The organism is Methylobacterium longum, assembly GCF_022179385.1.
GTDB lineage: Bacteria > Pseudomonadota > Alphaproteobacteria > Rhizobiales > Beijerinckiaceae > Methylobacterium > Methylobacterium longum.
The window spans coordinates 14,693-37,209 of sequence record NZ_BPQS01000002.1 but is presented as its reverse complement, the minus strand read 5'-3'; the positions used below and the strand labels follow the sequence as shown (position 1 = coordinate 37,209).

Below are 22,517 nucleotides of genomic sequence, written 5' to 3'. Positions count from 1 at the left end.
GTCTGCAGGGTCGGGTAAGAAGCGGCGCGTCGGTGAGTGGCGTACCCGTGAAGATCAGGCTGCGCCGGCCTCAAGCCCCGCGTCGCGCCGCCTCGATGGTCAGGCCGAGACCCACCGATCCGAACGTGTCGCCCTCCACGACCCGGGCGGCGGGCAGCGCGGCCGTCAGCGCGGAGCGCAGGTGCGGCAACCCCGTTGAGCCGCCGGTGAGGAACAGGGCGTCGATCCGCTCCGGCGCCAGCTCCGCCTGCGCGAGGCAGCGGTCGATCCGGGCGGCCACGGCGCGGGCGAGATCGCCGGTCTGATCGGAGAGAGACCCGCGGTCGACCCGCGCCGCCAGCCCGCGCTCGACGAGACCGAGGTCGAGGTCCGTCGCGCCGTCCTCGGAGGCCGCGATCTTGGCGCTCTCCACAGCGCCGGCCAGGGCGTGCCCGCGCTCGCCCTCGACCGCCGCGCGCAGCCGGCCGACGAGGTCGGGCCGCGCGCAGTCGCGGACGACCTCGTCGATCTCGCGCAGCGTCTTGGAATTGTAGAGCCGGTTGATTGCCGACCATGTGGCGAGGTCGTGAAAATAGGCGTTCGGCACCGCTAGGTCGCCGCGGCGCATCGGGCTGCCGAGGCCCAGTAATGGCATCACCGTGCCCAGGCTGAGCTGGCGGTCGAAATCGGTGCCGCCGATGCGCACGCCGTCATTGGCCAGGATGTCCCCGGCCCGGTCCGCGCGGCCGCGCCGCTCGGGGGACAGGCGCACGATCGAGAAGTCCGACGTACCGCCGCCGATATCGGCCACCAGGGCGATCTGCTCGGACCGGACCTGCCGCTCGTAGTCGAGGGCTGCGGCGATCGGCTCGTATTGGAATGAGACCTCCCGAAACCCGACGTCGCGCGCGATGGCGCGAAGCGTATCCTCGGCGCGGCGGTCGGCCTCCGGGTCTCCGTCGACGAAGTGAACCGGACGGCCATGGACCACGCTGTCGAGGCTCCGGCCACTGGCCGTCTCGGCGCGGTCCTTCACGGCGGCGAGATAGCGGGCGATGATGTCGCGCAGGCGCAGGCGCTGCCGCCCGACCGGAGTCGCCTCCTCCATGAGCGGCGTGCCCAGGACGGATTTCAGGCCGCGCATGAGACGGCCGGACAGGCCCTCGACATAGGCCGCCGTGGCGGCGCGGCCGATCACCGGCTCCCGGCCGAGCTCGAAGAAGATCGCACTGGGGATCGTCCGGTGCGCGCCTTCCAGCGGCAGCAGGATCGGACCCTCCGGGTCGGCGACCCCGAGGGTGGTGTTCGACGTGCCGAAATCGAGGCCGCAGGCCGCCATCGTGTCGTGGGTCCGGGTTTCTTCGGGAAGGGCCGTGGGCCTACAGGTCCGCAGGGATCCGGTCCAGGCCGCTGGAGCGGAGCGCGGGGCTCCGCGACGGGGGTTGACGGCTCACGCCACAGCCTCATCGCCGCGCCCCGGCGTTCCGGGCCGTCATCGCGGCGGCGCAACCGAATCGGGGCCTGGAGCCGCCGACGCGGCAGATCGCGCAGCCCCCCCCGGTTCGGATCGCTCGCATCCGGCGAGACCCTTGGGTTACAGCCAGGCCGCGGCGCTCGGTGTCGGTTCGCGAGTCCGGACTGCAGGCTCGACCTGCGGGAAGCGTGGACAGCGCCTCCGTGAGCCGCCCGGAGGCGCGCGGCCGTGCTATGAGGCGCCATGCGTTCCGACATCGATCTCGGCCTGACCGGCGAGCGCCCCGCGCTCCTCGACCTCACCGAACTGCTCGCCACGCGGCTCCTGGTCCAAGGCAATTCGGGCTCCGGCAAGTCACACCTGCTGCGGCGGCTGCTGGAGCAGAGCGCCGGGCTCGTGCAGCAGGCGATTATCGACCCGGAGGGCGATTTCGCCAGCCTGGCCGACCGTTACGGCCACGTGGTGGTCGAAGCCGACGGCGACGACGTCGCCCTGCAGCGGATCGCCGCCCGGGTCCGCACTCACCGGGTCTCGGTGGTGCTCTCCCTGGAGAACCTCGACGCGGACAATCAGATGCGCGCCGCCGCCGCCTTCCTGGGCGGGCTGTTCGACGCCGACCGGGATCATTGGTACCCGATGCTTGTGGCGGTGGATGAGGCGCAGCTCTTCGCCCCGGCCGCCGCCGGCGAGGTCTCGGACGAGGCGCGCCGCCTCTCTCTCGGCGCGATGACCAACCTGATGTGCCGCGGCCGCAAGCGCGGGCTGGCGGGGATCATCGCCACGCAGCGGCTCGCCAAGCTCGCCAAGAACGTCGCGGCCGAGGCCTCGAACTTCCTGATGGGCCGAACCTTCCTCGACATCGACATGGCGCGCGCGGCCGACTTGCTCGGCCTGGAACGCCGCCAGGCCGAAACCTTCCGCGATCTGCCGCGGGGGCATTTCGTGGCTCTGGGACCGGCCCTGTCCCGGCGCCCGCTCACCATCGCGGTCGGGCCGACCGCGACCGTGAGTCGAAGCTCCTCGCCGGTGCTGCTCCCGCTTCCCGACGCGATGGAGGATGCACGGTCGCTGATCCTCACGGCGAGCCCGGAGGAGATCGTCGCACCGCTGATGCCGCGCCCGAAGCCGCGCCCGGTGCCGGCGCCGGATGTGCTGGTCCAGCTGGCGAACTACCGGCCGCCGAGTCCCGTCGAGGAGCCGGAGGAGGAGCCGATGGACCCGGAGGCCCGCGAGGCGGCACTCGCCGAGGTTCTGGCGTCGGTGCTGGCGGATGCCGACGCGGCCGCCTGCACGCCGGCGACGCTCTATCAGGATTTCACGGTCCGCTGCCGCATTCGGCGCCTCCGCGGCGACACGATGGGCCTGCCCGAGTTCAAGCGGCGGCTCGCCGTGGCGCGGGCCGAGGCCGGGGGCGCGGTGGCGGACAATTCCGGGTGGGAGCGGGCGCAGGAGATCGCGGCCGGGCTGCCCGATGACCTCGCGGGGCTCTTCCTGGTGGTCGCCCGGGCGGCCATCGAGGGAGCCCCCTGCCCCACCGACGCGATGCTGGCCGAGGCCTACGGCACCAGTTCGGGCGGCCGCGCCCGGCGGATGCTGGCCTATCTCGAGGAGCGCGGCGCCATCGTCACCCGGAAGGACCTGCGCGGCGCGCCGATCATCGCGGTGCCAGATCTCGGGGTCGAGACGGGCCCGGGCGAGCCGCAGATGCTGCCCGCGGGGCCGAAGCGGCGCGCCGTGTAGAGAAGCCCGGGGGGACGGGCTTCGAGCGGGGGGGGCGCCGCCCGAGGGCTCCGCTCGGCGCGGATGAGAGGGGTTTGCTCAGGCGCTCCGCCGCGCCGTCTCCAGTTTGGCCAGCTCCACCGCCGCCCGCAGCTCGATCTCCGCCATGAGGCCGTCGAGCCTCTGATCCCCGGAGGCGCCCCCGCGCTCCGCCAGCCGACCCGCGATGGTGCGGAGTTCATGGGTTGCGACCCGGCCGCCGAGCAGGGCGGCCTTGAGCCGGTCGAGGCCGTCGAGGAGATCCTGGCCGCGCTTGGCCGAGCGGCGGCGGCGCTCCTGCGGCGTCTCGCTCTCGGCCTGCAGGAGCAGAACCGCGTCGAGGCCCGCCAGCGTCGCGGGGCCCGCGGGCGCGCCGGCGCCCGAGGTGGAAGCCGGAGCCGCGCCGAGGCTGAAGCTCGCACCGCCCTCGGGCCGTCGGGTGGCCGCGACGCCGCCGGCATTCTGGATCGGCTGGCGAGTCTCGACGCGCATGATCCCGCCTGCGTTGCTCCGAGCGCCCCTGCGCGGAACCGGAACTTCGACCCCCAGGGTTAAGCGTGGGTAAACGAGGCGGCAGAAGCTGCCGGGTCGGCAGGTTCGGTGCCGGTCAGACCGGGATCGCGTTCCGGACCCTCCCTCAAAACTTCAATCCGCGCAGCATCTTGTGGCTCGGGGCGGGTTGGCACGGCCCTGGCAGGATGGCGGCAGGTCCGTTCACTCTTGAAAGCCGGCATGCGCCCGCGTCCTGCAATGAGTCCCCTGCGATCGCTGCTCGGCACGTTGGCCGGCGCGCTGCTGCTCGTCGCGTTGTCCGGCCCCGCCGTCGCCCTGTCGCGGGTCAAGGATCTCGCCTCGATCGAGGGCGTGCGCCAGAACCAGCTCGTCGGCTACGGCATCGTGGTCGGCCTGAACGGCACCGGCGATACGCTCAACAACATCCCCTTCACCAAGCAGTCCCTGCAGGCCATGCTGGAGCGGCTCGGCGTCAACACCCGCGGCGCCACCATGCGCACGCAGAACCTCGCCGCCGTGATGGTCACGGCCAGCCTCCCGCCGTTCGCGGCCCAGGGTACCCGCATCGATGTGACGGTCTCGTCGCTGGGCGATGCGAAGTCCCTCCAGGGCGGGACGCTGCTGGTGACGCCGCTGCTGGGTGCCGACGGCGAAGTCTACGCCCTGGCGCAGGGCTCGGTCGCCATCGCGGGCTTCTCGGCCGAGGGCGACGCCGCCAAGATCACCCGGGGCGTGCCCACCAACGGCCGGATCTCCAACGGCGCCAACATCGAGCGAGAGATCGCGTTCAAGCTGAACGACGCGCGTTCGCTGCGCCTGTCCCTGCGCAACCCCGACTTCACCACCTCGAAGCGGGTCGCGGCGGCGATCAACGACTTCATGGGCGCCGACACCGCCGAGCCCACCGACCCGGCCACGGTCACGATCCAGATCCCGGCCCGCTACAACGGCAACATGATCCGCCTCATCACCGAAGTGGAGCAGCTGAAGGTCGAACCCGACCAGACCGCCCGCGTGGTGGTCGACGAGCGCTCCGGCATCATCGTCATGGGCCGGGACGTGCGGGTCTCCACGGTGGCGATCGCGCAGGGCAACCTCACCGTCACCATCACCGAGCAGCCGCAGGTGAGCCAGCCGGCGCCGCTGTCGAACGGCCGCACCGTGGTCGTGCCGCGCACCGGCCTGAAGGTCGACACCGGAGAGGGCAACAAGCTCGCCCTCGTCAAGGAAGGCGTGAGCCTGCGCGAGCTGGTGGACGGCCTCAATGCCCTGGGCGTCGGCCCGCGCGACCTGATCTCGATCCTGCAGGCGATCAAGACGGCCGGCGCGCTCCAGGCCGATATCGAGTTGATGTGACCCCGTAAACGAGGAGGGCCGAACCATGCTGCAGCTCGCCACCATCGCGGCCAGCGTCGCCACCAAGGCTGCCGCCAGCGTCGGAGCCGGCGCCGCCGGCACGGCCGTCGACGGCATCCTCAAGGCGGCCAACGTGGCCAAGGCGCGCAAGACCGCGACCGAGTTCGAATCGATGTTCCTGGAATCGAGCCTCGACCGCCTGACCCAGTCGGAGGGCACGGATGGGCCGCTCGGGGAGAACGGCACGGGCGGCGGCGTCTACCGCTCGATGCTGACCAAGGAATATGCGGGACAGATCGTGAAGAGCGGTGGCGTCGGCATCGCCGATTCGGTGTTCCGTGAGATCATGAAGCTGCAGGGGACCCCGATGGATGGAGCGACCGGTGCAAAGGGCTGAACCGCTGCGCGTCGCCGACCGCGTCACCGCGGAAGCCCTCGTCGCGGGCGTGCTCGGCAACATGGCCGCCCTGGAGGCGGTGCTGGCCGAGGAGGCCGCGCATATCCGCGCCGGACGCCTGCGGGAGGGCGTGGCGTCGGCGGAGCCCAAGGCGGCGCTCGCCGCTGCCTACATGCAGGGCCTCGAGGTCGCCAAGGCGAACGCCGTGGCGCTGAGGCGCTTCCATCCGGAGGGGGTGGAGATGCTGCGCGCCGCACATCGCCGCTTCACGGTGACCGTCGAGGCGAACCAGACGGTGCTGGACAGCGCCCGGTCCGTCTCCGAGGGCCTGATCAAGTCGCTCGCCGAGGAGATCGCGCGGGCGCAGATGCCGGCGGGCTACGGCCGGCAGACGCCCGCACCCTCCCCCTACGGCCGCGGGGTCCGCAGCGGGCCGCTGGTCCTGTCAAGAAACCTCTGAGCTCCGGTCCCCGGACTCAGCGGCGGCCGTTGCCGATCCGCACGTAGGTCCGCACCTCGCCGAGGTCCGTGTCGGCGCGGTTGTCGATGGCGAGGCGTCCGGCCACGGTCGGGGTCGCCGCGCTTTCCGTCGCGGAGCGCAGGTCCATCCCGGCGGCGACGCGGCCGGAGACACGGATGCAGCTGCCGCTCCCGGGGAAGCGGACGAAGCCCGGCCCCTTGGACGGGCACGGCACCGGCCCGGGCGTCACCGGGGCCTTCTGGGGCTCGATGGCGACAGCCGGGGCGGCGAGGAGCAGCGCGGCGCCCGCCATGGCAGCGACCCGCCGGCACATCTCAGGCGGCTTCGCGCGCGAGGTCTCGGTGCAGCAGGTCGATGTAGTTCTCGACCTCCCCGATGAAGCAGTCGAGGGCCGGAGCCTGCACGCGCAGGCGCGCCAGGTCGCGCAACAGGATGTCCAACGCGATGGCGCGGTCGTCGTGTCCCGGATAACCGGCGCAATACGCGTCGACGGACTGCTCGACCATGACGATAATGCCGACCCGGGACGTGGCACCGAGACGACGGACGAGTTCGACCGGTTCGGACAGCGACATGCGGACCTCTCCTCGGATGAACGACGGCGCATCACCGCGCCCGCGCGCCGCGATTCACTGCGGGAAAGCGGCGAGACTATGATCGAGAGGTCTGATCGAGATCCGAGTCACTACACATCGGCGCGGCCGGCCTTCGTCGTCATGCGGAGGTCCGGCGACGGCGATCTCAGCTGATGTAATTGACCAGCGAGAGCTTCGAGAGCGTCGAGGTGATCTGATAGCTGGCCTGAAGCCGGTTCTGCACGTCGAGGAGCTTGGCCACGACTTCCTCGGTGGGGGCCTGCTCGATCCCGTCCAGGGTGTTCTGCACGGTGCTCTGGGTGGCCTTGTTGGTCGTGCTCGCGTTCGAGAGGCGCGCCGACGCGATCGAGAGCTGGGTGACGGTATCCTGAACGCCGCCGCTGCCGTTGGCGGAAGCCAGCCGCCCGCCGGCCGTGTCGATCACGGCCTGATAGGTGGCGCGGGTCGTGGCGTTGCTGGTCGTCGGAAGTCCGAACGCCATCGTGGCGAGGCCGGCGAGCACGTTCTGGACGGCCGGATCGATGGCGCGGGCGCCCGTCCCGATGCTGGAGCTGCCGCTGACCTGAACCGACTGGGTGTTGATCGCGGGGGTTTGGGTCGTCGGCGCGCTGTAGGTGTTCTCGCCCTGGTACCAGAGCACCGTGTCCTGCGGGGTCGCCGATCTGTATCCGATCGGGGTACCGCTGCCGTCGAACTGGACGCGGTCGGGCATCACGCCCGTCCCCGCAGGGCCACCCTTCACGGACCCCGTGAAGAAGTGCGAGGAGGCCGTCGCCGTCGAGCTGACCGCGAGCGGGCCGCTCGCGGCCGCCGCGATGGCACTGGTGAGCGCCGCGTTGAGGTTGCTCGCGGTGGCGGCGGTGTCGCCGTTGGTCCCGAGCGCGAAGCTCGTCGCCGAGGAAGCCGGCGACGACCCGCTGGCAGCGGCCGTGAGCGTGAAGCTCGTGGTGGTGCCGTCGTGCATCTTCAGGGTCAGGGTGATGCTGTCCCCCACCGCCGGCTGCGCGTTCACGTTCACCTGCAGCGAGCCCGCGCTGGTCGCCGTACCGGCCGTGTAGGTCGACTGGATCGCCGACGTGGTCGAAGACGGCTTGCCCGCCAGGATGAAGCCGAAATTCGCCCGGACGGCGTCGTTGCCCGGTTCGGCGATCGAGATCTGCGTCGGCGCAGTCTGGCTCACCGTCAGCCAGCCGTCCTTGCCGGGTCCGCCGTCCGCGCCGACCTGCTCGGCGATCATCTGGGTCAGCCCGGCCTTCATCGAGCCGTCGCTGTTGGTGACGCCGTTCAGGATCGCATTGGTGTCGGCCACGGGCTGGGTGGTGGCGTCGCTGCCACCGAACAGGTAGTTGCCCGCCGCCGACTGGTTGAGGGCGTCGAATGCCGTCTGGAGGTCGCCCAGCGCGGTCGCGCGGCCCGCGACCGAACTCGCCGCCACGCTCTGGAGGCCGTTGTTCAGCGTCGCACCCGCGCTCGTGCCCATCGTCACGACCTGCGTCAGGCTGGTGACGGCGAGGTTCGTCCGGGTCTGCGCGGCGGTGATGCCGGAGGCGTAACCGGCGAGCGCGCTCAAGGTGGCCTGGGCGCCGAGCGCCGCCGACCGTCCGGATCCCAGGCCGCCGTAGGTCTGCGAGGCAAGGCCGCTGGAGATCTGGTTCGACAGGTCGTTGAGCTGGTTCTTCAGCGTCGAGAGATTCGAGGCGGTCCGGTTCGTCAGGTAGGAGCCGGCCGCGAAGGGCGTGATCGTCGTCATGATCAGATCTGCAGCAGCTGGTTGAGCATGTCGCGGGCCGCGCTCAGTACCCGGGCATTGGCGCCGTAGGCGTTCTGCAGGGCGATCAGGTTCGACATTTCCTGATCGACGTTCACCCCCGCCCCCGCGGCGAAGCGGCCCTGGGCGGTGGACAGGGCGGTCTGCTGACTGTCGTTGAGGGACGCGGCGTTCGCCGAGGCCGCGCCCTGCGCGGCGATGATGTCCTGCGCGAAGCCGACCACGCTGGTGCTGTAGGGCGCCGAGACGCCGCCGATGCCGCTCGACGACGAGAACGTCGTGGGCGTGGAGGTCAGCGCCACGAACAGCTTCTGCGCGCGCGCGCCGGAGGCGCTCGTATCGGTCGCACTCGTCGCGGTGAGCGCCGACGGGCTGGCCGAGATGCTGTTGTTGACGGTGATGCGCTGGGCGAAGCCCGTGAGCTGGGAGCCGTTGTCGAAGGAGCCCGTGTAGAGCGCGTTGGCGTTGCCGTCGACGAACAGCGCGATCGAGGGGTTGCCGGTGTTGAGGTCGGTCGCCGAGACCGCCGAGACGCTGGCCGTCGCGGCGGCCGCGACCTTGCCGCCCGCCGTGAGCGTCAGGGTCGCGCTGGTGCTGGCCGCGGGCCCCGGGGTGACGCCGAGGGGCGGGAGCTTGTAGGCGGCGGAGGCCGGATCGGCGCTGAAGGTGGCGAAGGCGGCCTGGATCGCCGTCGCGTAGCCGGTGGGACCGGCGCTGGCATCGAAGGTCAGGGTGAGGCCGTTCGCATCGGTGGTCTGCGCGGCGGGCACGATTTTACCGCTGGACGTCGCCGAAGCCACCAGCGTCACGTTGCGGACGGTGCCGGCGGTGTCGGTGACCGGGAACGTCAGCGTGTTGCCCGGCTTCATCGCCCCGACGCTGATCGTCGTGGCCCCGCTGCTGAGTGTGCCGGTGGTGCTGGTGTTGGTCAGCGCTGTGGCGAGGCCGGCCGCGAGGTCGTCGAGCTGGCGCTGGGCCTGCGGAAGGGTCTGGTCGCGCAGCTCGAACCCGGCGGCCAAGCTTCCGGAGCGCAGCACGCCGGGCTCGCCGAGGTCGATCCTGCCGCCCCCCGCCAGCGTCGCGGTGACGGTGCCGACCGTGCGCTGGGTCGGATCGGTGGAGTAGGTCGAACCGGCATTGAGGGTGCCCCGCCCGTCGAAGGAGAGCGTGGCGGCGTTGCTGCGGTCGACCAGCGTCGCGCCCGACTGGGTCATGACCGAGATCGTTCCGTCGCTCTGCGTGACGGTCTTCACATCCATGTAGCTCGACAGGCTGTTGATCGCCTGATCCCGCTGATCCTGGAAGTCGGCCAGGGCGCTGTCGTTGGACGTGTTCTGGATCCTGCCGTTGAGACTGGCGATGCTCTTCAGGAGCGCGCCCGCCGCGGTCGTGTCGGCGCCGAGCTGCGATTCGACCCCGGTGCGCAGGTTCTGCACCGTGCTGGCGGCACCGTTGATCTGGCTGGCCAGTGCCGAGGCGTTGCCCAGGACGGTCGAGCGGGCGGCGGCCGAGGTCGGGTTGGCGGAGAGTTCCTGGAGGGACTGGGTGAAGGTGTTCAGCGTGCCGTCGAGCGACGAGGAGCTGCCGGGCGTGCCATACAGCGCGTCGAGCTGGCCGGTGATCTCCGCCCTCGTGGCGGTATAGGCGGCCCCGGACGTCTCCAGGCGAAGCTGCTTCAAGGCCGCCGCGTCGAAGCTGCGGGTGATCGTGCCGGTCGCGACGCCCGAGTTGTTGGGCCCGACGGCGACGGGGGTGAGCGTCCGCCGGACGTAGCCCGCCGTGCCGGCGTTGGCGACGTTCTGCGAAACGATGTTGATCGCCGCCTGCGTCGCGGCGAGCCCCGCGGTCGAGGTGGAAAGCGCGTTCAGCGACATCTCACGGCCTCCGCGTCCGGTTGCGCACCCTCACTCAGCGGATCACGTTCAGCAGGTCCGACATCATCGTCTGGGCCGTGGACATGACGCGCGTGTTCGCAGAGTAGGCCTGCTGCGTTACGATCATCTTAGAGAACTCGGTGGCAATGTCGGTATTCGACTGCTCGTTGCTCGCCCCCGTGATGGTGCTGCCGTCGAGGCCGGCCAGCGGAGGGCCCGAATCGGCCGTCTGGAGGTAATTGCCCTTCGAATCGGCCTTGAGCCCGTCCGGATTGGCGAACTGCGCGATCCCCACGGTGGCCAGCGTCTTCACGGCCCCGTTCGAGAACGTGCCGTTGATCTTGCCGTCGGTCCCCACAGCGACGCTCGTCAGGGTGCCGGAGGTCGCGCCGTCCTGACTCAACGTGCTGGTGGTCACGGCGCCGGTGGCGTCGGCGTACTGGGTCAGCCCACCGGAGATGTCCAATTTCAGGTTCGTGAACGTGTAGCCGGAAAACGTATCGCCGCTCAGGTCCACGGTGTTGGTCGGTGGGGTCCCGGTCGCGGCCGGGGCCGTGAGCTTGCCGGTCTGATCGAACGTGAACTGCGTTGCCACGTCGGTCCAGGTCGGATTGCCCGTCGTGCCGCTGTCGTACGACAGCTTCCAGGTCGAACCGGTCGCGCTGGTGGAAACCTGCGACCAGCGGGTGTTGATCGCCACCGGCGCGCCGCTCGCCGTGTAGGCCGTGATCGACGGGCCGGCGATGCTGTTCGGCGGCGTCGTCGAGGCGCTCGTGGTCGGCGTCGCCGGGAGGTTGGCCGAATACGTGATCGTCGTGGTGGGCTGGGCGGGCAGCGTCGGATTGCCGACCATGATCGGCCCCGCGCCTGTGACCTGTCCGGTGAGCGGGTCGAGGTTGTTGCCGGTGAGATAGCCGCCCGCGCCGTTCATCAGGTAGCCCTCCGCGGTCGGAGCGAAGTCGCCCCGGCGCGTGTAGGCGTTCGTGCCGCTGAAGGTCGCGGCCCCGTTCGCGTCGCCGGTCTTCTGCACCACGGTGAAGAAACCCGACCCGCTGATCGACATGTTGGTCGGGACGCTCGACGCGACGACGTTGCCGGCGATCGTGTTCGTCAGCTGCGACTGAGCCAGCACCGAGCCGGCGACCTCGCGCTTGGGCGTGGTCTCGGACATCATGTCGACGAAGCTGGTGTCGACCCGCTTGTAGCCGGTCGTCTGGGAGTTCGCGATGTTCCCGGAGATGTTGCTGATGGCGTAGGACTGCGCCTGCAGTCCGGAGACCGAGGTCTGCAGGGCGGTGAAGAGGTCCATGGCGAGCGATCCCGATGCGCGCCGCGACGGCCCGCAGACTCCGCTGGTGGCAACCGCCGTGCCACCGCTAAGTCCCTGGTGAATCGAACATCGCCCGCTCGCGACCCGGCAGGCTTCGCCGACCTGAAGGCGCGACCCGGCAGATCCTGCCGGGCCCGTCCCGTCCGGTCGCGACGACGCGAGCGACCCGGCGTTTACGGGGTATTATCCGGCACGCGCGCAGACTGGGCGCGGGCTAGGATTGGGCGCGGAGCGTCCGGCCGAGAAGCGCTGAGCGGACTTCGGATCTCGGGATCATGCGGGCGAAACGGACGAGCCTCGTCCACATCATCTACTTCTCGCGCCTGAACCTGTCGTCGGACCCGGCCAAGCGGTCCGAGCAGATCGGCGAGATCGGCCGCACGGCGCAGAAGAAGAATGAATTCGCGGTGATCACGAGCTTCCTGGTCATCGAAGGCAACTTCGCCTGCCAGGTGATTGAGGGTGAGCGTACCTCGGTCCACGAGACCTTCGACCGGGTGAGCGCCGACAGCCGGCACCGGGACGTCCAGATCAGCGAGTGGCGTGAGATCAACAAGCGGGAGTTCGTTCACTCCTTCAAGAGCGCCCAGCGGACCAGCAGCAACGATACGCTGTTCGCCAAGGCCAACCTTCTGCCCATGCTCCAGCGCGGCACCCCGAGGGCCTCGGCGATCCACGGCCTGTGCCTCTCGCTACAATCCGACACGATGGCCCGCCAGGGCATCGATCACCTCTTCATCTGAGCCGAGCGATGTCCGAGAGCGATACGCACCCGATCCTCATCGTCGACGATCAGGAGAAGCTTCTCCGCCTGATCGTGATGCTGATGACCCGCATCGGCTTCCCTGATGTCGAGGGCGTCACCAGCGCACCGGAGGCGCTGGAGCGGCTGCGGCAGCGCCGCTACGCCCTGGTGATCTCAGATCTCGACATGGAGCCGATGGACGGGATCAGCCTGCTGCGCGAGATCCGCGCCGACGACGCGCTGATGAACACGCCCTTCATGCTCACCGAATCGTCCTTCGACTTCGAGGACATCAACCTCGCCCACCAGGCCGGCGCCGACGCCTTCATCCTGAAGCCGTTCGACATGGCGGTGCTGAAGACGAAGCTCAAGCAGGTGCTCAACCGCAAGCCGCGCAAGCGCGAGGCGCCGATGGCGGCGGAGTCGAGCCTGAGCGTGGAATTCCCGATGCTGGGGAAGTTCTGACCGCAACGCCGGAACGGCAGACCGCCGCTCCTTCCCTCATCCGGGGGTGCCGGAGCGAGGCCGGTCGACGCGGGCGCCGCGGGATGCGGACGTCGATGGGATAAGCCGCGTCCGACGGCTTCACCCCGCCCGCTTCTGATAATCCTTCACGTCCGTGAAGCGCACGGCAGGGTAGCGCTCCTCCTCGTAGCGGAGCGAGAAGGCGGTGGTCGCCATGAAGACCGGCGCCCCGTCGAGATCCCGGGCCATCGCCGAGCCGTGCGAGTCGACGAACTTGTCGAGATCGACCTCCGAATCCGACGAGACCCACCGGCAGACCGAGAACCGGGAGGTCTCGTAATCCACAGGCAGGCCGTACTCGGCCTGGAGCCGCTCCTTGAGCACGTCGAGCTGGAGCGCGCCGACCACGCCGACGATCGCCTGGCTGCCGTCCTGCGGCACGAACACCTGCACGACGCCCTCCTCGCCCATCTGCTGGAGCGCCTCGCGCAGCTTCTTGGCCTTCATGGCGTCGGTCAGCTTGATCCGGCGCAGGATCTCCGGGGCGAAGCTCGGGACGCCGCGGAACAGCAGATCCTCGCCCTCGGTCAGCGTGTCGCCGATCCGCAGCGTGCCGTGATTCGGGATGCCGACCACGTCGCCCGCATAGGCCTCGTCCGCGATGGCGCGGTCCTGGGCGAAGAAGAATTGCGGGGCCGAGAGCGAGATCGGCTTGCCGGTGCGCACCAGCCGGGCCTTCATGCCCCGGTTGAGCTTGCCCGAGCAGACCCGCATGAAGGCGATGCGGTCCCGGTGGTTCGGGTCCATGTTCGCCTGGATCTTGAACACGAAGCCGGTCATGCGCGGCTCGGTGGGCTCCACGAGGCGCTTGTCGGCGTCCTGGCCGCGGGGCGGCGGCGCCACCTTGGCGAGCCCGTCGATCAGGTCCCGCACGCCGAAATTGCGCAGGGCCGATCCGAAGAAGACCGGCGTCAGATGGCCTTCGCGGAACGCGTCGAGGTCGAACGGCTTGAGGCCGCCTTCGGCGAGCTCCACCTCCTCGCGCCATGCCGCGGCGGCGCCGTTCTCGGTGAGCAGCTCGTCGAACAGCGGATCGTCCGGGCCGGACACCGTTACCATGCCGGCATCCTCGGCGGCGTCGAGCCGGCGCACGCGGTTGCCGCCGAGTTCATACGTGCCCGAGAAGTTGCGGCCGGTGCCGATCGGCCAAGTGACCGGAGCGACGTCCAGCGCCAGCGTCTTCTCGATCTCGTCCAGCAGCTCGAAGGGGTCGCGGGACTCGCGGTCGAGCTTGTTGACGAAGGTGACGATCGGGATGTCGCGCAGGCGGCAGACCTCGAACAGTTTCCGCGTGCGCGCCTCGATGCCTTTCGCCGCGTCGATCACCATCACGGCCGAATCGACCGCCGTGAGCGTCCGGTAGGTGTCCTCCGAGAAATCCTCGTGGCCGGGCGTGTCGAGGAGATTGAAGACGCAGTCGCCGTACTCGAAGGTCATCACCGAGGTGACCACCGAGATGCCGCGCTCCTTCTCGATCCCCATCCAGTCGGACCGGGTCGAGACCCGGTTGCGCTTGGCCTTGACCTCGCCGGCGAGCTGGATCGCGCCGCCGAACAGAAGCAGCTTCTCGGTCAGCGTGGTCTTGCCCGCGTCCGGGTGGGAGATGATCGCGAAGGTACGCCGCCGCGACACCGGATCGGCCGGCTTCGCCTCGGTCTTGGTCTGCATCAGCATGGAGCGAGCGCTCTGGGTCGTCGGAACGTGGTGGCGCGCGGCGCGCGGCCTCGCGCAGTCCCGAGCGATGGATCTCGGGATCGTGTAGCGGCAAGCCCCGATATTGGCAAAGACGCAGGCATCATCGGGCGGGCCTTCAGGCACGGTACAGGGGATCGGCAACACGCTCCCCGGGCCGATCCACGCACCGCGAGGCTCCGATGTCGCGCGCAGCCACACGCTGTCTCCTCGTCGCCGCCGCGCTGCTCGCGGGGGTCCCGGCGCCGCGGGCGTCGGACATGGCCGCGCACGCCGCGGCCGACGCCGCCTTCCTCGATGCGCTCACCTGGGGCGCCACGCCCTCCGCGTTTGCGCAGCTCGCGTCCGAGGGCCGGGCGCGCTGGCTGCAGGCGCAGCTCCACCCGCCGACCGAGGCGCGCCTTCCGCCGGACGCGCAGGCGCAGATCGACGCGCTGACGCCACCCGGCAGCCTGTTCGACCGCGCCCAGGCCCTCGACGCGCAGGCCAGGGCGGCGAAGGACCTCGCCGATCCCGAGGCCAGGAAGGCCGCCCAGCAGGCGTTCCAGGCCGCGCTGAATACGGCCGCCCGCAACGCCGCGTCCGCCTGGGTGCTGCGGGCGCTCTACAGCCCGGACCAGCTGCGCGAGCGGCTGACGTGGTTCTGGTTCAACCGCTTCAACATCCACCAGGGCAAATCGACCCTGCGGGCCGCAGTGGGCGATTACCTCGATACGGCGATCCGGCCGCACGTGCTCGGGCGGTTCCGTGACCTTCTGATGGCGAGCCTGCGCCACCCGGCGATGCTGCGCTACCTCGACAACGACGCCAACGCCGCCGGTCGCCTCAACGAGAACTACGCCCGCGAGATCATGGAGCTGCACACGATGGGTGTCGGCTCCGGCTACACGCAGGGGGACGTGGAGGCGCTGGCCCGGATCCTCAGCGGTGTCGGCATCGCGCTGAAACCCGAGACCCCGAAGCTCAAGCCGGAGCACGCCGCCGACTTCCGCCGCGACGGCCTGTTCGCCTTCAATCCGAACCGGCACGATTACGGCGACAAGACCTTCCTCGGCACCCACATCGAGGGACGGGGATGGCCCGAGGTCGAGCAGGCGGTGGACCTGATCGCCCACCATCCCGCCACCGCGACCAACGTCTCCAAGGCGCTCGCCACCTACTTCCTGGGTCAGCCGCCGGCGGACGCCTTGGTGGCGCACCTCGCCACTGTCTTCGGCGGTACCGACGGCGACATCGCCGCCGTGATGGAGGCGCTGGTGCGCGAGCCGGCCTTCGCGGCCGATCGCACCGGCGCCTTCAAGGATCCGGCGCGCTACGTGTTCTCGGCCCTTCGCATGGCCTATGACGGGCGGGTGATCCTCAACGCCAGCCCGGTGCTCGGTTGGCTCAACCGCCTCGGCGAGGGCCTGTTCAACCGCTCGACGCCGGACGGCTACCCCCTCGACGCGGCCGCCTGGAGCGGACCGGGCCAGCTCGCCGCCCGGTTCGAGATCGCCCGGCTGATCGGCTCGGGTCCTGCCGGCCTGTTCAAGCCGCCGGGCCCGGACCAGGTCGAGCAGCCGGCCTTCCCGGTTCTGGCCAACGGTCTCTACTTCTCGACGCTGTCGGCCACCCTCTCCGAACCCACCCGGGCGGCCCTCGCCCAGGCGGTCTCGCCCCAGGACTGGAACACGCTCTACCTCGCCTCGCCGGAGTTCATGCGATGAACCGTCGCGACCTGATCGGCGCCTCGGCGGCGCTCGGCCTGTCCACCGTGGCCGGGCGCGTCTGGGCGGCTCCGAAGGCCGACGCGCGCCTCCTCGTGGTCTTCCTGCGCGGCGCCTACGACGCCGCCAACGTGGTGATCCCCACCGGCAGCGACTTCTACTACCGGTCGTGGCCGAACCTCGCGATCACCAAGCCGGATGGCGCCGATCCCCGGGCGGCGCTGGCGCTCGACGCCGACTGGAGCCTGCATCCCGCACTGCGCGAGACGATCCTGCCGCTCTATGCCATGGGGCAGGCGGCCTTCGTGCCCTTCGCCGGCACGGACGACCTGACCCGCAGCCATTTCGAGACGCAGGACACGATCGAGATGGGCCAGACGGTCGGCACGGGCCGCGACTACAATTCCGGTTTCATGGCGAGGCTCGCCGCGGAACTCACCCGGGTCCGGCCCATCGCCTTCGCCGACCAGATGCCGCTGATCTTCCGCGGCGGCGACACGGTGCCGAACATCGCCATCAACGGCGTCGGCAAGCCCGGCATCGACGACCGGCAGGCGCGCCTCATCGCCGCCATGTACAGCGACACCAAGCTGGCCGCCGCCGTGGCCGAGGGGTTTCGCGTCCGCGACGCCGTCTATCAATCGATCTCCGACCACGCGGCGCAGGCCGATCGCGGCGCGGTTTCGCCCAAGGGTTTCGAGCTGTCGGCCCGGCGGATCGGGCGCCTGATGCGCGACACCTTCAACCTCGGCTTCGTCGATGTCGGCGGCTGGGACACCCACGTGAATCAGGGCGCCGGCACCGGCTACCTCGCCGATCGCCTCGGCGAACTCGGGCGCGGCCTCTCCGGCTTCGTAGAGGAAATCGGACCCGGCTGGTCCGACACGGTCGTGGTCGTCCTGTCGGAGTTCGGCCGCACGTTCCGGGAGAACGGCAACCGCGGCACCGATCATGGTCACGGCAGCGTCTACTGGATCCTCGGCGGCGGCGTCCGGGGCGGGCGCATCGCGGGGCCGCAGGTGCACGCCGACGAGGCGCACCTGTTCCAGAACCGGGATTCTCCCGTACTGACCGACTACCGCGCATTGCTCGGCGGGCTGTTCCAGCGCCTCTATGGCCTCGATCAGGTCAGCCTGCGCCGGATCTTCCCGAGCGCGTCTGCGGCGGATCTGGCCCTCCTGTAGTGCCGGCGACCCGGCGAGGCGGCATCCGTGACCGCGCCTCTGAGCCATCTGCGGGAGGATCGCCGTCCCCGCGGCCTTGAGTGCGGCACCCAGAGCGGGTGCCGGCGGGATCTTCCTCCGCCACCGCGGCGTCGCGAACGCGCCTCGGAAGCGCGGGGACGGGGGGGACGCGCTTCGGTCGACGGGACCGCGAGGGCCGTAAGGCGGGCGACCCCTGTCAGGCCGCCGGAGATGTCGCCCGCCGGGACCTCTTCGGGACGCCGGCTGGTTCAGAAAGCGGGCGCACAGCGCTATTCCGAACACCGGATACGACGACGGGGAGAACAGGCGGATGGCAGGATCCCGAAGCGACGCGCCCGTGGTGATCGCGGTGGCGATCACCGGTTCGGTGCCGCGCAAGGCGGACAACCCGGCCGTGCCGGTCACCGTGGCCGAGCAGATCGAATCGACCCATCGGGCCTTCGAGGCGGGGGCCACGCTCTGCCACATCCACGTGCGCAACGACGACGAGACGCCCTCCTCCGACCCGGACAGATTCGCAGCCGTCCAGGAGGGATTGCGCCGACATTGCCCCGGGATGATCGTGCAGTTTTCCACCGGTGGGCGCGGGCGCGATCCCGCCTCCCGGGGATTGTCGCTCCAGCACCGGCCCGACATGGCCTCGCTGTCGACCGGCTCGGTCAACTTCCCGACGATCGTGTACGAGAATTCCGCCAGCCTCGTGAGCGACCTCGCGGGCCAGATGAAGCAGCACGGCGTCCGGCCCGAGATCGAGATCTTCGACCTCTCGCACCTGCACGGGGCCAAGCGGCTGGTGGACGCCGGCCTGATCGACGCGCGCCCGCACGTGCAGTTCGTCATGGGCGTTCAGAACGCGATGCCGGCCGAGGAGCATCTGCTCGACATCCTGCTCGCCGAGACGAAGCGGATCCTGCCCGACGCGACGTGGACGGCGGCCGGAATCGGCCGCTACCAGGCCGTCGTGATGGACTGGGCACTCACCCGCGGGGCCGATGCCGTGCGCACCGGCCTGGAGGACAACATCCGGGTCACGAAGGACAGGCTTGCGGCGAGCAACGCCGAACTCGTCGGTCTCGCCGCCGAGGCCGTCTCCCGCCACGGCCGCCGCGTCGCCACGCCGGCCGAAGCCCGCGCCGCACTCGGCCTCGCCTGAGCACCGTCTTCTCACGGGCCGGACGGCGTGCTAACGATCCGGCCGCGCGGGTGTAGCTCAATGGTAGAGCAGCAGCCTTCCAAGCTGAATACCCGGGTTCGATTCCCGGTACCCGCTCCATCCCCCAGCGCGCTCAACATCCGGCTCCCGATCGCCCCCATGGCGTGACCGTGACGCGCCGGATGCGGTGATCCATCGCCGCGGGTCCCGCCGATCGCCGTCGCCGACGATGGAAGACGCGCACGCTCCCGGCGCTTCGTGGTGAGGTGCGTGGATCGTTGTGAGCGGAGCAGACCTGCTGCGACCGGGACGCGGCAGGACACCCAGAACTTTTTACATAAATCAGGACTTGGGACAGGATGAGCCAGTCGCGCCCGTCCTCAGACCCCTACGCCCTCGTCGTCGACGATGACGGGCTGGTCCGCATGATCGCGATGGACATCCTCGAAGAAGCCGGCTTTCGCACCTTCGAGGCGCGGGACGGCGATGAGGCCCTGGCACTGCTGGGCGCGCAGCACGCGATGATCGTGCTGCTGTTCACGGACGTGCATATGCCGGGCTCGCGCAACGGCTTCGCGGTCGCCCGCGAGACGGCGCGCCAATGGCCGCACATCTCCATCGTGATCGCCTCGGGAGAGGCGCGGCCGGGCCCCGGGGATGTGCCGGAGGGCGCACACTTCGTCGGCAAACCCTTCTCGGCCGAGATGATCCGCGATCACCTCGTGGAGATCTTGCCCGACGGGCAGAAGCCCGAACCGCTGCGCAGCATGACCGAGCAGGGACAGCAGACCCGATGATCGACCTCAATACGGCGACCGCAGAGCAACTGGACGGCGTGGCCGTCCTGAAGGGGCACGGCTTCGAGATCGTGCGCTACCGCGCCGAGCGCGGCCGGTTCACCGACCTGCGCCAACTCGACGAGGTGCCGGGCCTCGCCGGCAAGACCGACGGCGTCGCCGAGCATGTCACCGTGGGGGCGCCGACTTAGCGCCCCGCGCCGGAGGTCAGTACTGGTAGTCGCGGCGCGGATAAGGCTGCGGCGCGCCGTACCCGGTCCCACGCGGCTGCACACGGGAGCCGTAATCGATTTCGCGGCGGGCGCGGCGATTGGCGAGGGCGCGACCGGCCAAGCATCCGGCCACCGCGCCGACGACACCCCGTTCGGCGAGGTAGTGGCCGGCGATTCCCCCGATGATAGCGCCCTTGATGCATCCTTTCGCCTCCGCGGTGCCGACACTCAGCAGTGTCGCAACCGTGAGGGCCGATGCCGTCGCTAAGAGCCGCATGCTTCTTCTCCGCGTTGATGGCGAAGTAACAGCGTCTGCCGAGGTGCGTTCCGCGCCGTTCGCAGCATCAGCGAGATTGCTGCGACGCCGGGCGAGACCCGACAGGCTGCGCCGCCCGGCGGACCCGGCGCGGGCCCAAGTCTGGAACAATCGCGTCCAACCGTCCTCGATCGGGTCGGTCAGGGGCCTGTCCAAGCTCAGGCGGAAGAGCACCATGGGACGCGCACCCGTCACGAAGGTCGGGATCGCCTGACCGACACCGCCGCCCGTCTGCTCGGAACCCATCGGTCCTGCGATGATCGCCGTCGAAGCGCATCGCCGGCCAGGGGCGTTCCTGACACCCGGCCGGCACAGGAGAAGCATCCGTGCTCTACATGGTCCACATGCTGGTCGATATCCCCGCCACCCTCCCGAAGGGGGAGGCGGATCGCCTGAAGGCAGACGAGAAGGCCTACGCCCAGAGGCTTCAGCGGGAGGGCAAGTGGCGGCACCTTTGGCGCATCGCCGGACAATATGCCAATTACAGCGTGTTCGACGTCGCCAGCAACGATGACCTTCACGAGACCCTGACGGCGCTGCCGCTCTACCCGTACATGACGATCAGCGTCACGCCCCTGGCGCAACATCCCTCCGCCATCGCAGCGAACTGACAGGCGCGCCATGCCCTACATGATCGAAACCTTCGACAAGGCCGGCAGCCTGGACCTGCGCAAGGCCCATCGCGCCGAGCACCTCGTCTACCTCGACAGGATCCGCGACCGGCTCCTGGCGTGCGGCGCCAAGCTGAACGACGACGGCAGCGATGCGGGCGGCGGCCTGTACGTGGTCGATGTCGAGACGCGCGCCGAGGCCGAGGCGCTCATCCAGGCGGACCCGTTCCACGTGGTCGGACTGTTCGAACGGGTCGAGATCAGGCGCTGGCGCAAGGCCTATCTCGACGGCCGCAGCTATCTCTGATCACCGACTGCGCGAGCGCGGCTTCGGCCCTGGGCCGGCCGATCCGGGACGACGCCGACGCGGCCCATCGGTCACCGGGCGGATGTCCACGGTGAGAACGATGAACATGGGAGGTACCCGATGACGTGCCGGACACTCGCCGCCGCTGCCCTGAGCGCGGCCTTCCTTGCCGTCGCACCGGCGTCAGCCCAATTCGCCGATGGCGGGATCAAGATCGGCGTCCTGACCGACATGTCCGGCGTCTATTCGGACCTCGCCGGCAAAGGATCCGTCACGGCGGCGCAGCTCGCAGTGGAAGATTTCGGTCGCGAGATCAACGGTCGCAAGGTCGAGCTGATTTTCGCCGATCACCAGAACAAAGCCGATATCGCCTCGTCGATCGCACGCCGCTGGTTCGACACCGAAGGGGTCGACGCGATCTTCGACACGAATTCTTCGGTCGCAGGCCTGGCGGTGCGCGAGGTGGCACGGGCGAAGGGCAAGATCGACATCAACTCCGGCGCCGGCTCCATGGCGCTGACCAACGCTTCCTGCTCGCCGACGGGCGCGCACTGGACCTGGGACACCTACTCGCTGGCGGCCGGCACAGCCTCGGCGCTCGCGGACGACCCGAAGAACACGTGGTTCTTCATCACCGCCGACTACACGTTCGGGCATGACCTGGAGGCGCAGGTCACCCGTGTCGTGAAGGCCAAGGGGGGCAAGGTGCTGGGCTCCGTCAAGCACCCATTTCCGAACCCCGATTTCTCGTCCCACCTGCTGCAGGCGCAGGGTTCAGGCGCCAAGATCATCGGCATGGCCAACGCAGGCGCCGACACGATCAACACGATCAAGCAGGCGGGGGAGTTCGGAATCCTGCAGGGCGGCCAGATGCTGGGTGGCCTGAACATCTTCCTGACCGATATCTATTCCGTCGGTCTGCCGGCGGCTCAGGGCATGGTCCTGACGACGGGCTTCTACTGGGACATGGATGAGCAGACCCGCGCCTTCGCACGACGCTACGGCGAGCGGATGGACGGCCGGATGCCGACCATGGTGCAGGCCGGTGATTATTCAGCCGTGCTCCACTTCCTGAGAGCGGCCGAAGCCGCCGGCACGGACGACGGCGTGCAGGTTATGGCCAAGATGCGCGAATTGCCGATCCAAGACGGTTTCGCCCGCAACGCCAAGCTCCGCGAGGATGGCCGCATGGTCCACGACATGTACCTCGCGCAGGTGAAGACACCGTCGGAGTCGAAAGGACCGTGGGACTTCTACAAGATCCTGAAGACCATCCCCGGCGACCAGGCGTTCCAGCCGCTGTCCGAGAGCACCTGCGCCTTGGTGAAGCGTTGATCCGGAAACGGTAGAGAAGCGCCACCGAAGCTACTGCAACCTGAAATCGGAGGGTCAGTCAGGTTTCGCCAGCGTGCTGAACCCGATCTTTCGGCAACGATCTTGGTCATCCCGACATGTCGTTTTCGACCGACGAACGATCATCATCCAGTCAGGGGTTCCATCATTTCTACAATGATGGAACCCCTGACTGGTAACGCATGACTGGATGCGGTGGCAGCATGGAAGCCGACCAGCGCTGCGGCCCGTGCCCGTCGTCTGGGTGCCCCGCGTAGGAAACCAGAGCGACGCTCGACCCCCCGGTCATCCACTGACCGGAACCGGCACGCGCCGACTTCGGAATATGGCGGTCCGATTGGTGGGGAATGGCGACCGCGTCAGCGCGTC

At 69.6% G+C, this 22,517-nt stretch carries 23 protein-coding genes and 1 tRNA gene; 15 read left to right on the top strand and 9 right to left on the bottom strand.

Annotated features, from left to right (window positions below; translation table 11 throughout):
* Nucleotides 1–70 precede the first annotated feature (70 nt).
* Nucleotides 71–1,318, bottom strand: coding sequence for an Hsp70 family protein (locus MFF58_RS01975; RefSeq protein WP_238284939.1), 1,248 nt, complete (start codon nucleotides 1,316–1,318; stop codon nucleotides 71–73).
* Nucleotides 1,319–1,696: 378 nt separating this feature from the next.
* On the opposite strand from MFF58_RS01975, the gene MFF58_RS01970 reads away from it, so the two are divergent.
* Nucleotides 1,697–3,193, top strand: a complete 1,497-nt coding sequence (locus tag MFF58_RS01970) for a helicase HerA domain-containing protein (protein WP_238284937.1) — start codon at nucleotides 1,697–1,699, stop codon at nucleotides 3,191–3,193.
* A gap of 78 nt (nucleotides 3,194–3,271) precedes the next feature.
* Here MFF58_RS01970 and MFF58_RS01965 read toward each other — a convergent pair whose 3' ends face one another.
* Nucleotides 3,272–3,703, bottom strand: coding sequence for a flagellar assembly protein FliX (locus MFF58_RS01965; protein ID WP_238284936.1), 432 nt, complete (start codon nucleotides 3,701–3,703; stop codon nucleotides 3,272–3,274).
* A 240-nt stretch (nucleotides 3,704–3,943) separates the two neighbouring features.
* Here MFF58_RS01965 and MFF58_RS01960 point away from each other — a divergent pair, with 240 nt between their 5' ends.
* Genes MFF58_RS01960 through MFF58_RS01950 form a run of 3 tightly spaced genes read left to right on the top strand, consistent with a single transcriptional unit; the run spans nucleotide 3,944 to nucleotide 5,937 of the window.
* The gene (locus MFF58_RS01960; protein ID WP_238284934.1) at nucleotides 3,944–5,080 is read left to right on the top strand and encodes a flagellar basal body P-ring protein FlgI; all 1,137 of its coding nucleotides are present in this window, start codon (nucleotides 3,944–3,946) and stop codon (nucleotides 5,078–5,080) included.
* A gap of 25 nt (nucleotides 5,081–5,105) precedes the next feature.
* On the top strand, nucleotides 5,106–5,477 hold the full coding sequence (locus tag MFF58_RS01955; RefSeq protein WP_238284933.1) for a rod-binding protein: 372 nt from the start codon (nucleotides 5,106–5,108) through the stop codon (nucleotides 5,475–5,477).
* On the top strand, nucleotides 5,464–5,937 hold the full coding sequence (locus tag MFF58_RS01950; RefSeq protein WP_238284929.1) for a hypothetical protein: 474 nt from the start codon (nucleotides 5,464–5,466) through the stop codon (nucleotides 5,935–5,937). The genes MFF58_RS01955 and MFF58_RS01950 overlap by 14 nt, the downstream gene beginning before the upstream one ends.
* Before the next feature lie 16 nt (nucleotides 5,938–5,953).
* Here MFF58_RS01950 and MFF58_RS01945 read toward each other — a convergent pair whose 3' ends face one another.
* The 5 genes from MFF58_RS01945 to MFF58_RS01925 all read right to left on the bottom strand — a co-directional run bounded on the left by MFF58_RS01945 (nucleotide 5,954) and on the right by MFF58_RS01925 (nucleotide 11,505).
* The gene (locus MFF58_RS01945; protein WP_238284928.1) at nucleotides 5,954–6,250 is read right to left on the bottom strand and encodes a porin family protein; all 297 of its coding nucleotides are present in this window, start codon (nucleotides 6,248–6,250) and stop codon (nucleotides 5,954–5,956) included.
* Nucleotides 6,251–6,272: 22 nt separating this feature from the next.
* Entirely contained in the window at nucleotides 6,273–6,533 is a 261-nt protein-coding gene (locus tag MFF58_RS01940; protein ID WP_238284926.1) for a hypothetical protein, read from the bottom strand.
* 166 nt (nucleotides 6,534–6,699) lie between these two features.
* The gene (locus MFF58_RS01935; protein ID WP_238284924.1) at nucleotides 6,700–8,304 is read right to left on the bottom strand and encodes a flagellin; all 1,605 of its coding nucleotides are present in this window, start codon (nucleotides 8,302–8,304) and stop codon (nucleotides 6,700–6,702) included.
* A gap of 2 nt (nucleotides 8,305–8,306) precedes the next feature.
* Entirely contained in the window at nucleotides 8,307–10,196 is a 1,890-nt protein-coding gene (flgK, locus tag MFF58_RS01930) for a flagellar hook-associated protein FlgK (RefSeq protein WP_238284922.1), read from the bottom strand.
* Nucleotides 10,197–10,230: 34 nt separating this feature from the next.
* Complete coding sequence (locus tag MFF58_RS01925) at nucleotides 10,231–11,505, bottom strand: flagellar hook protein FlgE (RefSeq protein WP_238284921.1); 1,275 nt, start codon at nucleotides 11,503–11,505, stop codon at nucleotides 10,231–10,233.
* Between the two features lie 296 nt (nucleotides 11,506–11,801).
* Here MFF58_RS01925 and MFF58_RS01920 point away from each other — a divergent pair, with 296 nt between their 5' ends.
* Nucleotides 11,802–12,269, top strand: coding sequence for a BLUF domain-containing protein (locus MFF58_RS01920; RefSeq protein ID WP_238284919.1), 468 nt, complete (start codon nucleotides 11,802–11,804; stop codon nucleotides 12,267–12,269).
* Nucleotides 12,270–12,277: 8 nt separating this feature from the next.
* A complete protein-coding gene (locus MFF58_RS01915; protein ID WP_238284918.1) occupies nucleotides 12,278–12,736 on the top strand; it encodes a response regulator in 459 nt (152 codons plus the stop codon).
* Between the two features lie 120 nt (nucleotides 12,737–12,856).
* Here the strand turns inward: MFF58_RS01915 and MFF58_RS01910 are convergent, their stop codons facing one another.
* Complete coding sequence (locus MFF58_RS01910; protein ID WP_238284917.1) at nucleotides 12,857–14,470, bottom strand: peptide chain release factor 3; 1,614 nt, start codon at nucleotides 14,468–14,470, stop codon at nucleotides 12,857–12,859.
* A 200-nt stretch (nucleotides 14,471–14,670) separates the two neighbouring features.
* Between MFF58_RS01910 and MFF58_RS01905 the strand changes: the two genes are divergently transcribed.
* The 6 genes from MFF58_RS01905 (at nucleotide 14,671) to MFF58_RS01880 (ending at nucleotide 19,540) form a co-directional block, all read left to right on the top strand.
* Complete coding sequence (locus tag MFF58_RS01905) at nucleotides 14,671–16,194, top strand: DUF1800 domain-containing protein (protein ID WP_238284915.1); 1,524 nt, start codon at nucleotides 14,671–14,673, stop codon at nucleotides 16,192–16,194.
* Nucleotides 16,191–17,378 carry a DUF1501 domain-containing protein gene (locus MFF58_RS01900; protein ID WP_238284913.1) on the top strand — a complete coding sequence of 396 codons (1,188 nt, stop codon included), beginning with the start codon at nucleotides 16,191–16,193 and terminating at the stop codon, nucleotides 17,376–17,378. The genes MFF58_RS01905 and MFF58_RS01900 overlap by 4 nt, the downstream gene beginning before the upstream one ends.
* A 331-nt stretch (nucleotides 17,379–17,709) precedes the next feature.
* The gene (locus MFF58_RS01895; RefSeq protein WP_238284910.1) at nucleotides 17,710–18,552 is read left to right on the top strand and encodes a 3-oxoadipate:acetyl-CoA acetyltransferase; all 843 of its coding nucleotides are present in this window, start codon (nucleotides 17,710–17,712) and stop codon (nucleotides 18,550–18,552) included.
* A gap of 46 nt (nucleotides 18,553–18,598) precedes the next feature.
* Nucleotides 18,599–18,672, top strand: a tRNA-Gly gene (locus tag MFF58_RS01890).
* 239 nt (nucleotides 18,673–18,911) lie between these two features.
* On the top strand, nucleotides 18,912–19,349 hold the full coding sequence (locus tag MFF58_RS01885) for a response regulator (RefSeq protein WP_238284909.1): 438 nt from the start codon (nucleotides 18,912–18,914) through the stop codon (nucleotides 19,347–19,349).
* On the top strand, nucleotides 19,346–19,540 hold the full coding sequence (locus tag MFF58_RS01880; protein WP_238284908.1) for a ComEA family DNA-binding protein: 195 nt from the start codon (nucleotides 19,346–19,348) through the stop codon (nucleotides 19,538–19,540). The genes MFF58_RS01885 and MFF58_RS01880 overlap by 4 nt, the downstream gene beginning before the upstream one ends.
* Nucleotides 19,541–19,556: 16 nt before the next feature.
* Here MFF58_RS01880 and MFF58_RS01875 read toward each other — a convergent pair whose 3' ends face one another.
* Nucleotides 19,557–19,838, bottom strand: coding sequence for a hypothetical protein (locus MFF58_RS01875; RefSeq protein ID WP_238285313.1), 282 nt, complete (start codon nucleotides 19,836–19,838; stop codon nucleotides 19,557–19,559).
* 365 nt (nucleotides 19,839–20,203) lie between these two features.
* Here MFF58_RS01875 and catC point away from each other — a divergent pair, with 365 nt between their 5' ends.
* The 3 genes from catC (at nucleotide 20,204) to MFF58_RS01860 (ending at nucleotide 22,130) form a co-directional block, all read left to right on the top strand.
* The gene (catC, locus tag MFF58_RS01870) at nucleotides 20,204–20,488 is read left to right on the top strand and encodes a muconolactone Delta-isomerase (protein WP_238284906.1); all 285 of its coding nucleotides are present in this window, start codon (nucleotides 20,204–20,206) and stop codon (nucleotides 20,486–20,488) included.
* Nucleotides 20,489–20,498: 10 nt separating this feature from the next.
* Nucleotides 20,499–20,795, top strand: a complete 297-nt coding sequence (locus tag MFF58_RS01865; RefSeq protein ID WP_238284905.1) for a YciI family protein — start codon at nucleotides 20,499–20,501, stop codon at nucleotides 20,793–20,795.
* A 120-nt stretch (nucleotides 20,796–20,915) separates the two neighbouring features.
* Complete coding sequence (locus MFF58_RS01860; protein WP_238284904.1) at nucleotides 20,916–22,130, top strand: ABC transporter substrate-binding protein; 1,215 nt, start codon at nucleotides 20,916–20,918, stop codon at nucleotides 22,128–22,130.
* Nucleotides 22,131–22,517 lie beyond the last annotated feature (387 nt).

Bases quoted from the DNA above. Each gene is read 5' to 3' on its own strand.
- MFF58_RS01965 (WP_238284936.1), bottom strand. From the start codon at position 3,703: ATGCGCGTCGAGACTCGCCAGCCGATCCAGAATGCCGGCGGCGTCGCG.
- MFF58_RS01920 (WP_238284919.1), top strand. From the start codon at position 11,802: ATGCGGGCGAAACGGACGAGCCTCGTCCACATCATCTACTTCTCGCGC.
- MFF58_RS01945 (WP_238284928.1), bottom strand. From the start codon at position 6,250: ATGGCGGGCGCCGCGCTGCTCCTCGCCGCCCCGGCTGTCGCCATCGAG.
- MFF58_RS01940 (WP_238284926.1), bottom strand. From the start codon at position 6,533: ATGTCGCTGTCCGAACCGGTCGAACTCGTCCGTCGTCTCGGTGCCACG.
- MFF58_RS01925 (WP_238284921.1), bottom strand. From the start codon at position 11,505: ATGGACCTCTTCACCGCCCTGCAGACCTCGGTCTCCGGACTGCAGGCG.
- MFF58_RS01880 (WP_238284908.1), top strand. From the start codon at position 19,346: ATGATCGACCTCAATACGGCGACCGCAGAGCAACTGGACGGCGTGGCC.
- MFF58_RS01865 (WP_238284905.1), top strand. From the start codon at position 20,499: ATGCCCTACATGATCGAAACCTTCGACAAGGCCGGCAGCCTGGACCTG.
- MFF58_RS01910 (WP_238284917.1), bottom strand. From the start codon at position 14,470: ATGCTGATGCAGACCAAGACCGAGGCGAAGCCGGCCGATCCGGTGTCG.
- MFF58_RS01860 (WP_238284904.1), top strand. From the start codon at position 20,916: ATGACGTGCCGGACACTCGCCGCCGCTGCCCTGAGCGCGGCCTTCCTT.
- MFF58_RS01960 (WP_238284934.1), top strand. From the start codon at position 3,944: ATGCGCCCGCGTCCTGCAATGAGTCCCCTGCGATCGCTGCTCGGCACG.
- MFF58_RS01875 (WP_238285313.1), bottom strand. From the start codon at position 19,838: ATGCGGCTCTTAGCGACGGCATCGGCCCTCACGGTTGCGACACTGCTG.
- MFF58_RS01970 (WP_238284937.1), top strand. From the start codon at position 1,697: ATGCGTTCCGACATCGATCTCGGCCTGACCGGCGAGCGCCCCGCGCTC.
- MFF58_RS01885 (WP_238284909.1), top strand. From the start codon at position 18,912: ATGAGCCAGTCGCGCCCGTCCTCAGACCCCTACGCCCTCGTCGTCGAC.
- flgK (WP_238284922.1), bottom strand. From the start codon at position 10,196: ATGTCGCTGAACGCGCTTTCCACCTCGACCGCGGGGCTCGCCGCGACG.
- MFF58_RS01975 (WP_238284939.1), bottom strand. From the start codon at position 1,318: ATGGCGGCCTGCGGCCTCGATTTCGGCACGTCGAACACCACCCTCGGG.
- MFF58_RS01935 (WP_238284924.1), bottom strand. From the start codon at position 8,304: ATGACGACGATCACGCCCTTCGCGGCCGGCTCCTACCTGACGAACCGG.
- MFF58_RS01915 (WP_238284918.1), top strand. From the start codon at position 12,278: ATGTCCGAGAGCGATACGCACCCGATCCTCATCGTCGACGATCAGGAG.
- MFF58_RS01900 (WP_238284913.1), top strand. From the start codon at position 16,191: ATGAACCGTCGCGACCTGATCGGCGCCTCGGCGGCGCTCGGCCTGTCC.
- MFF58_RS01905 (WP_238284915.1), top strand. From the start codon at position 14,671: ATGTCGCGCGCAGCCACACGCTGTCTCCTCGTCGCCGCCGCGCTGCTC.
- MFF58_RS01895 (WP_238284910.1), top strand. From the start codon at position 17,710: ATGGCAGGATCCCGAAGCGACGCGCCCGTGGTGATCGCGGTGGCGATC.
- MFF58_RS01955 (WP_238284933.1), top strand. From the start codon at position 5,106: ATGCTGCAGCTCGCCACCATCGCGGCCAGCGTCGCCACCAAGGCTGCC.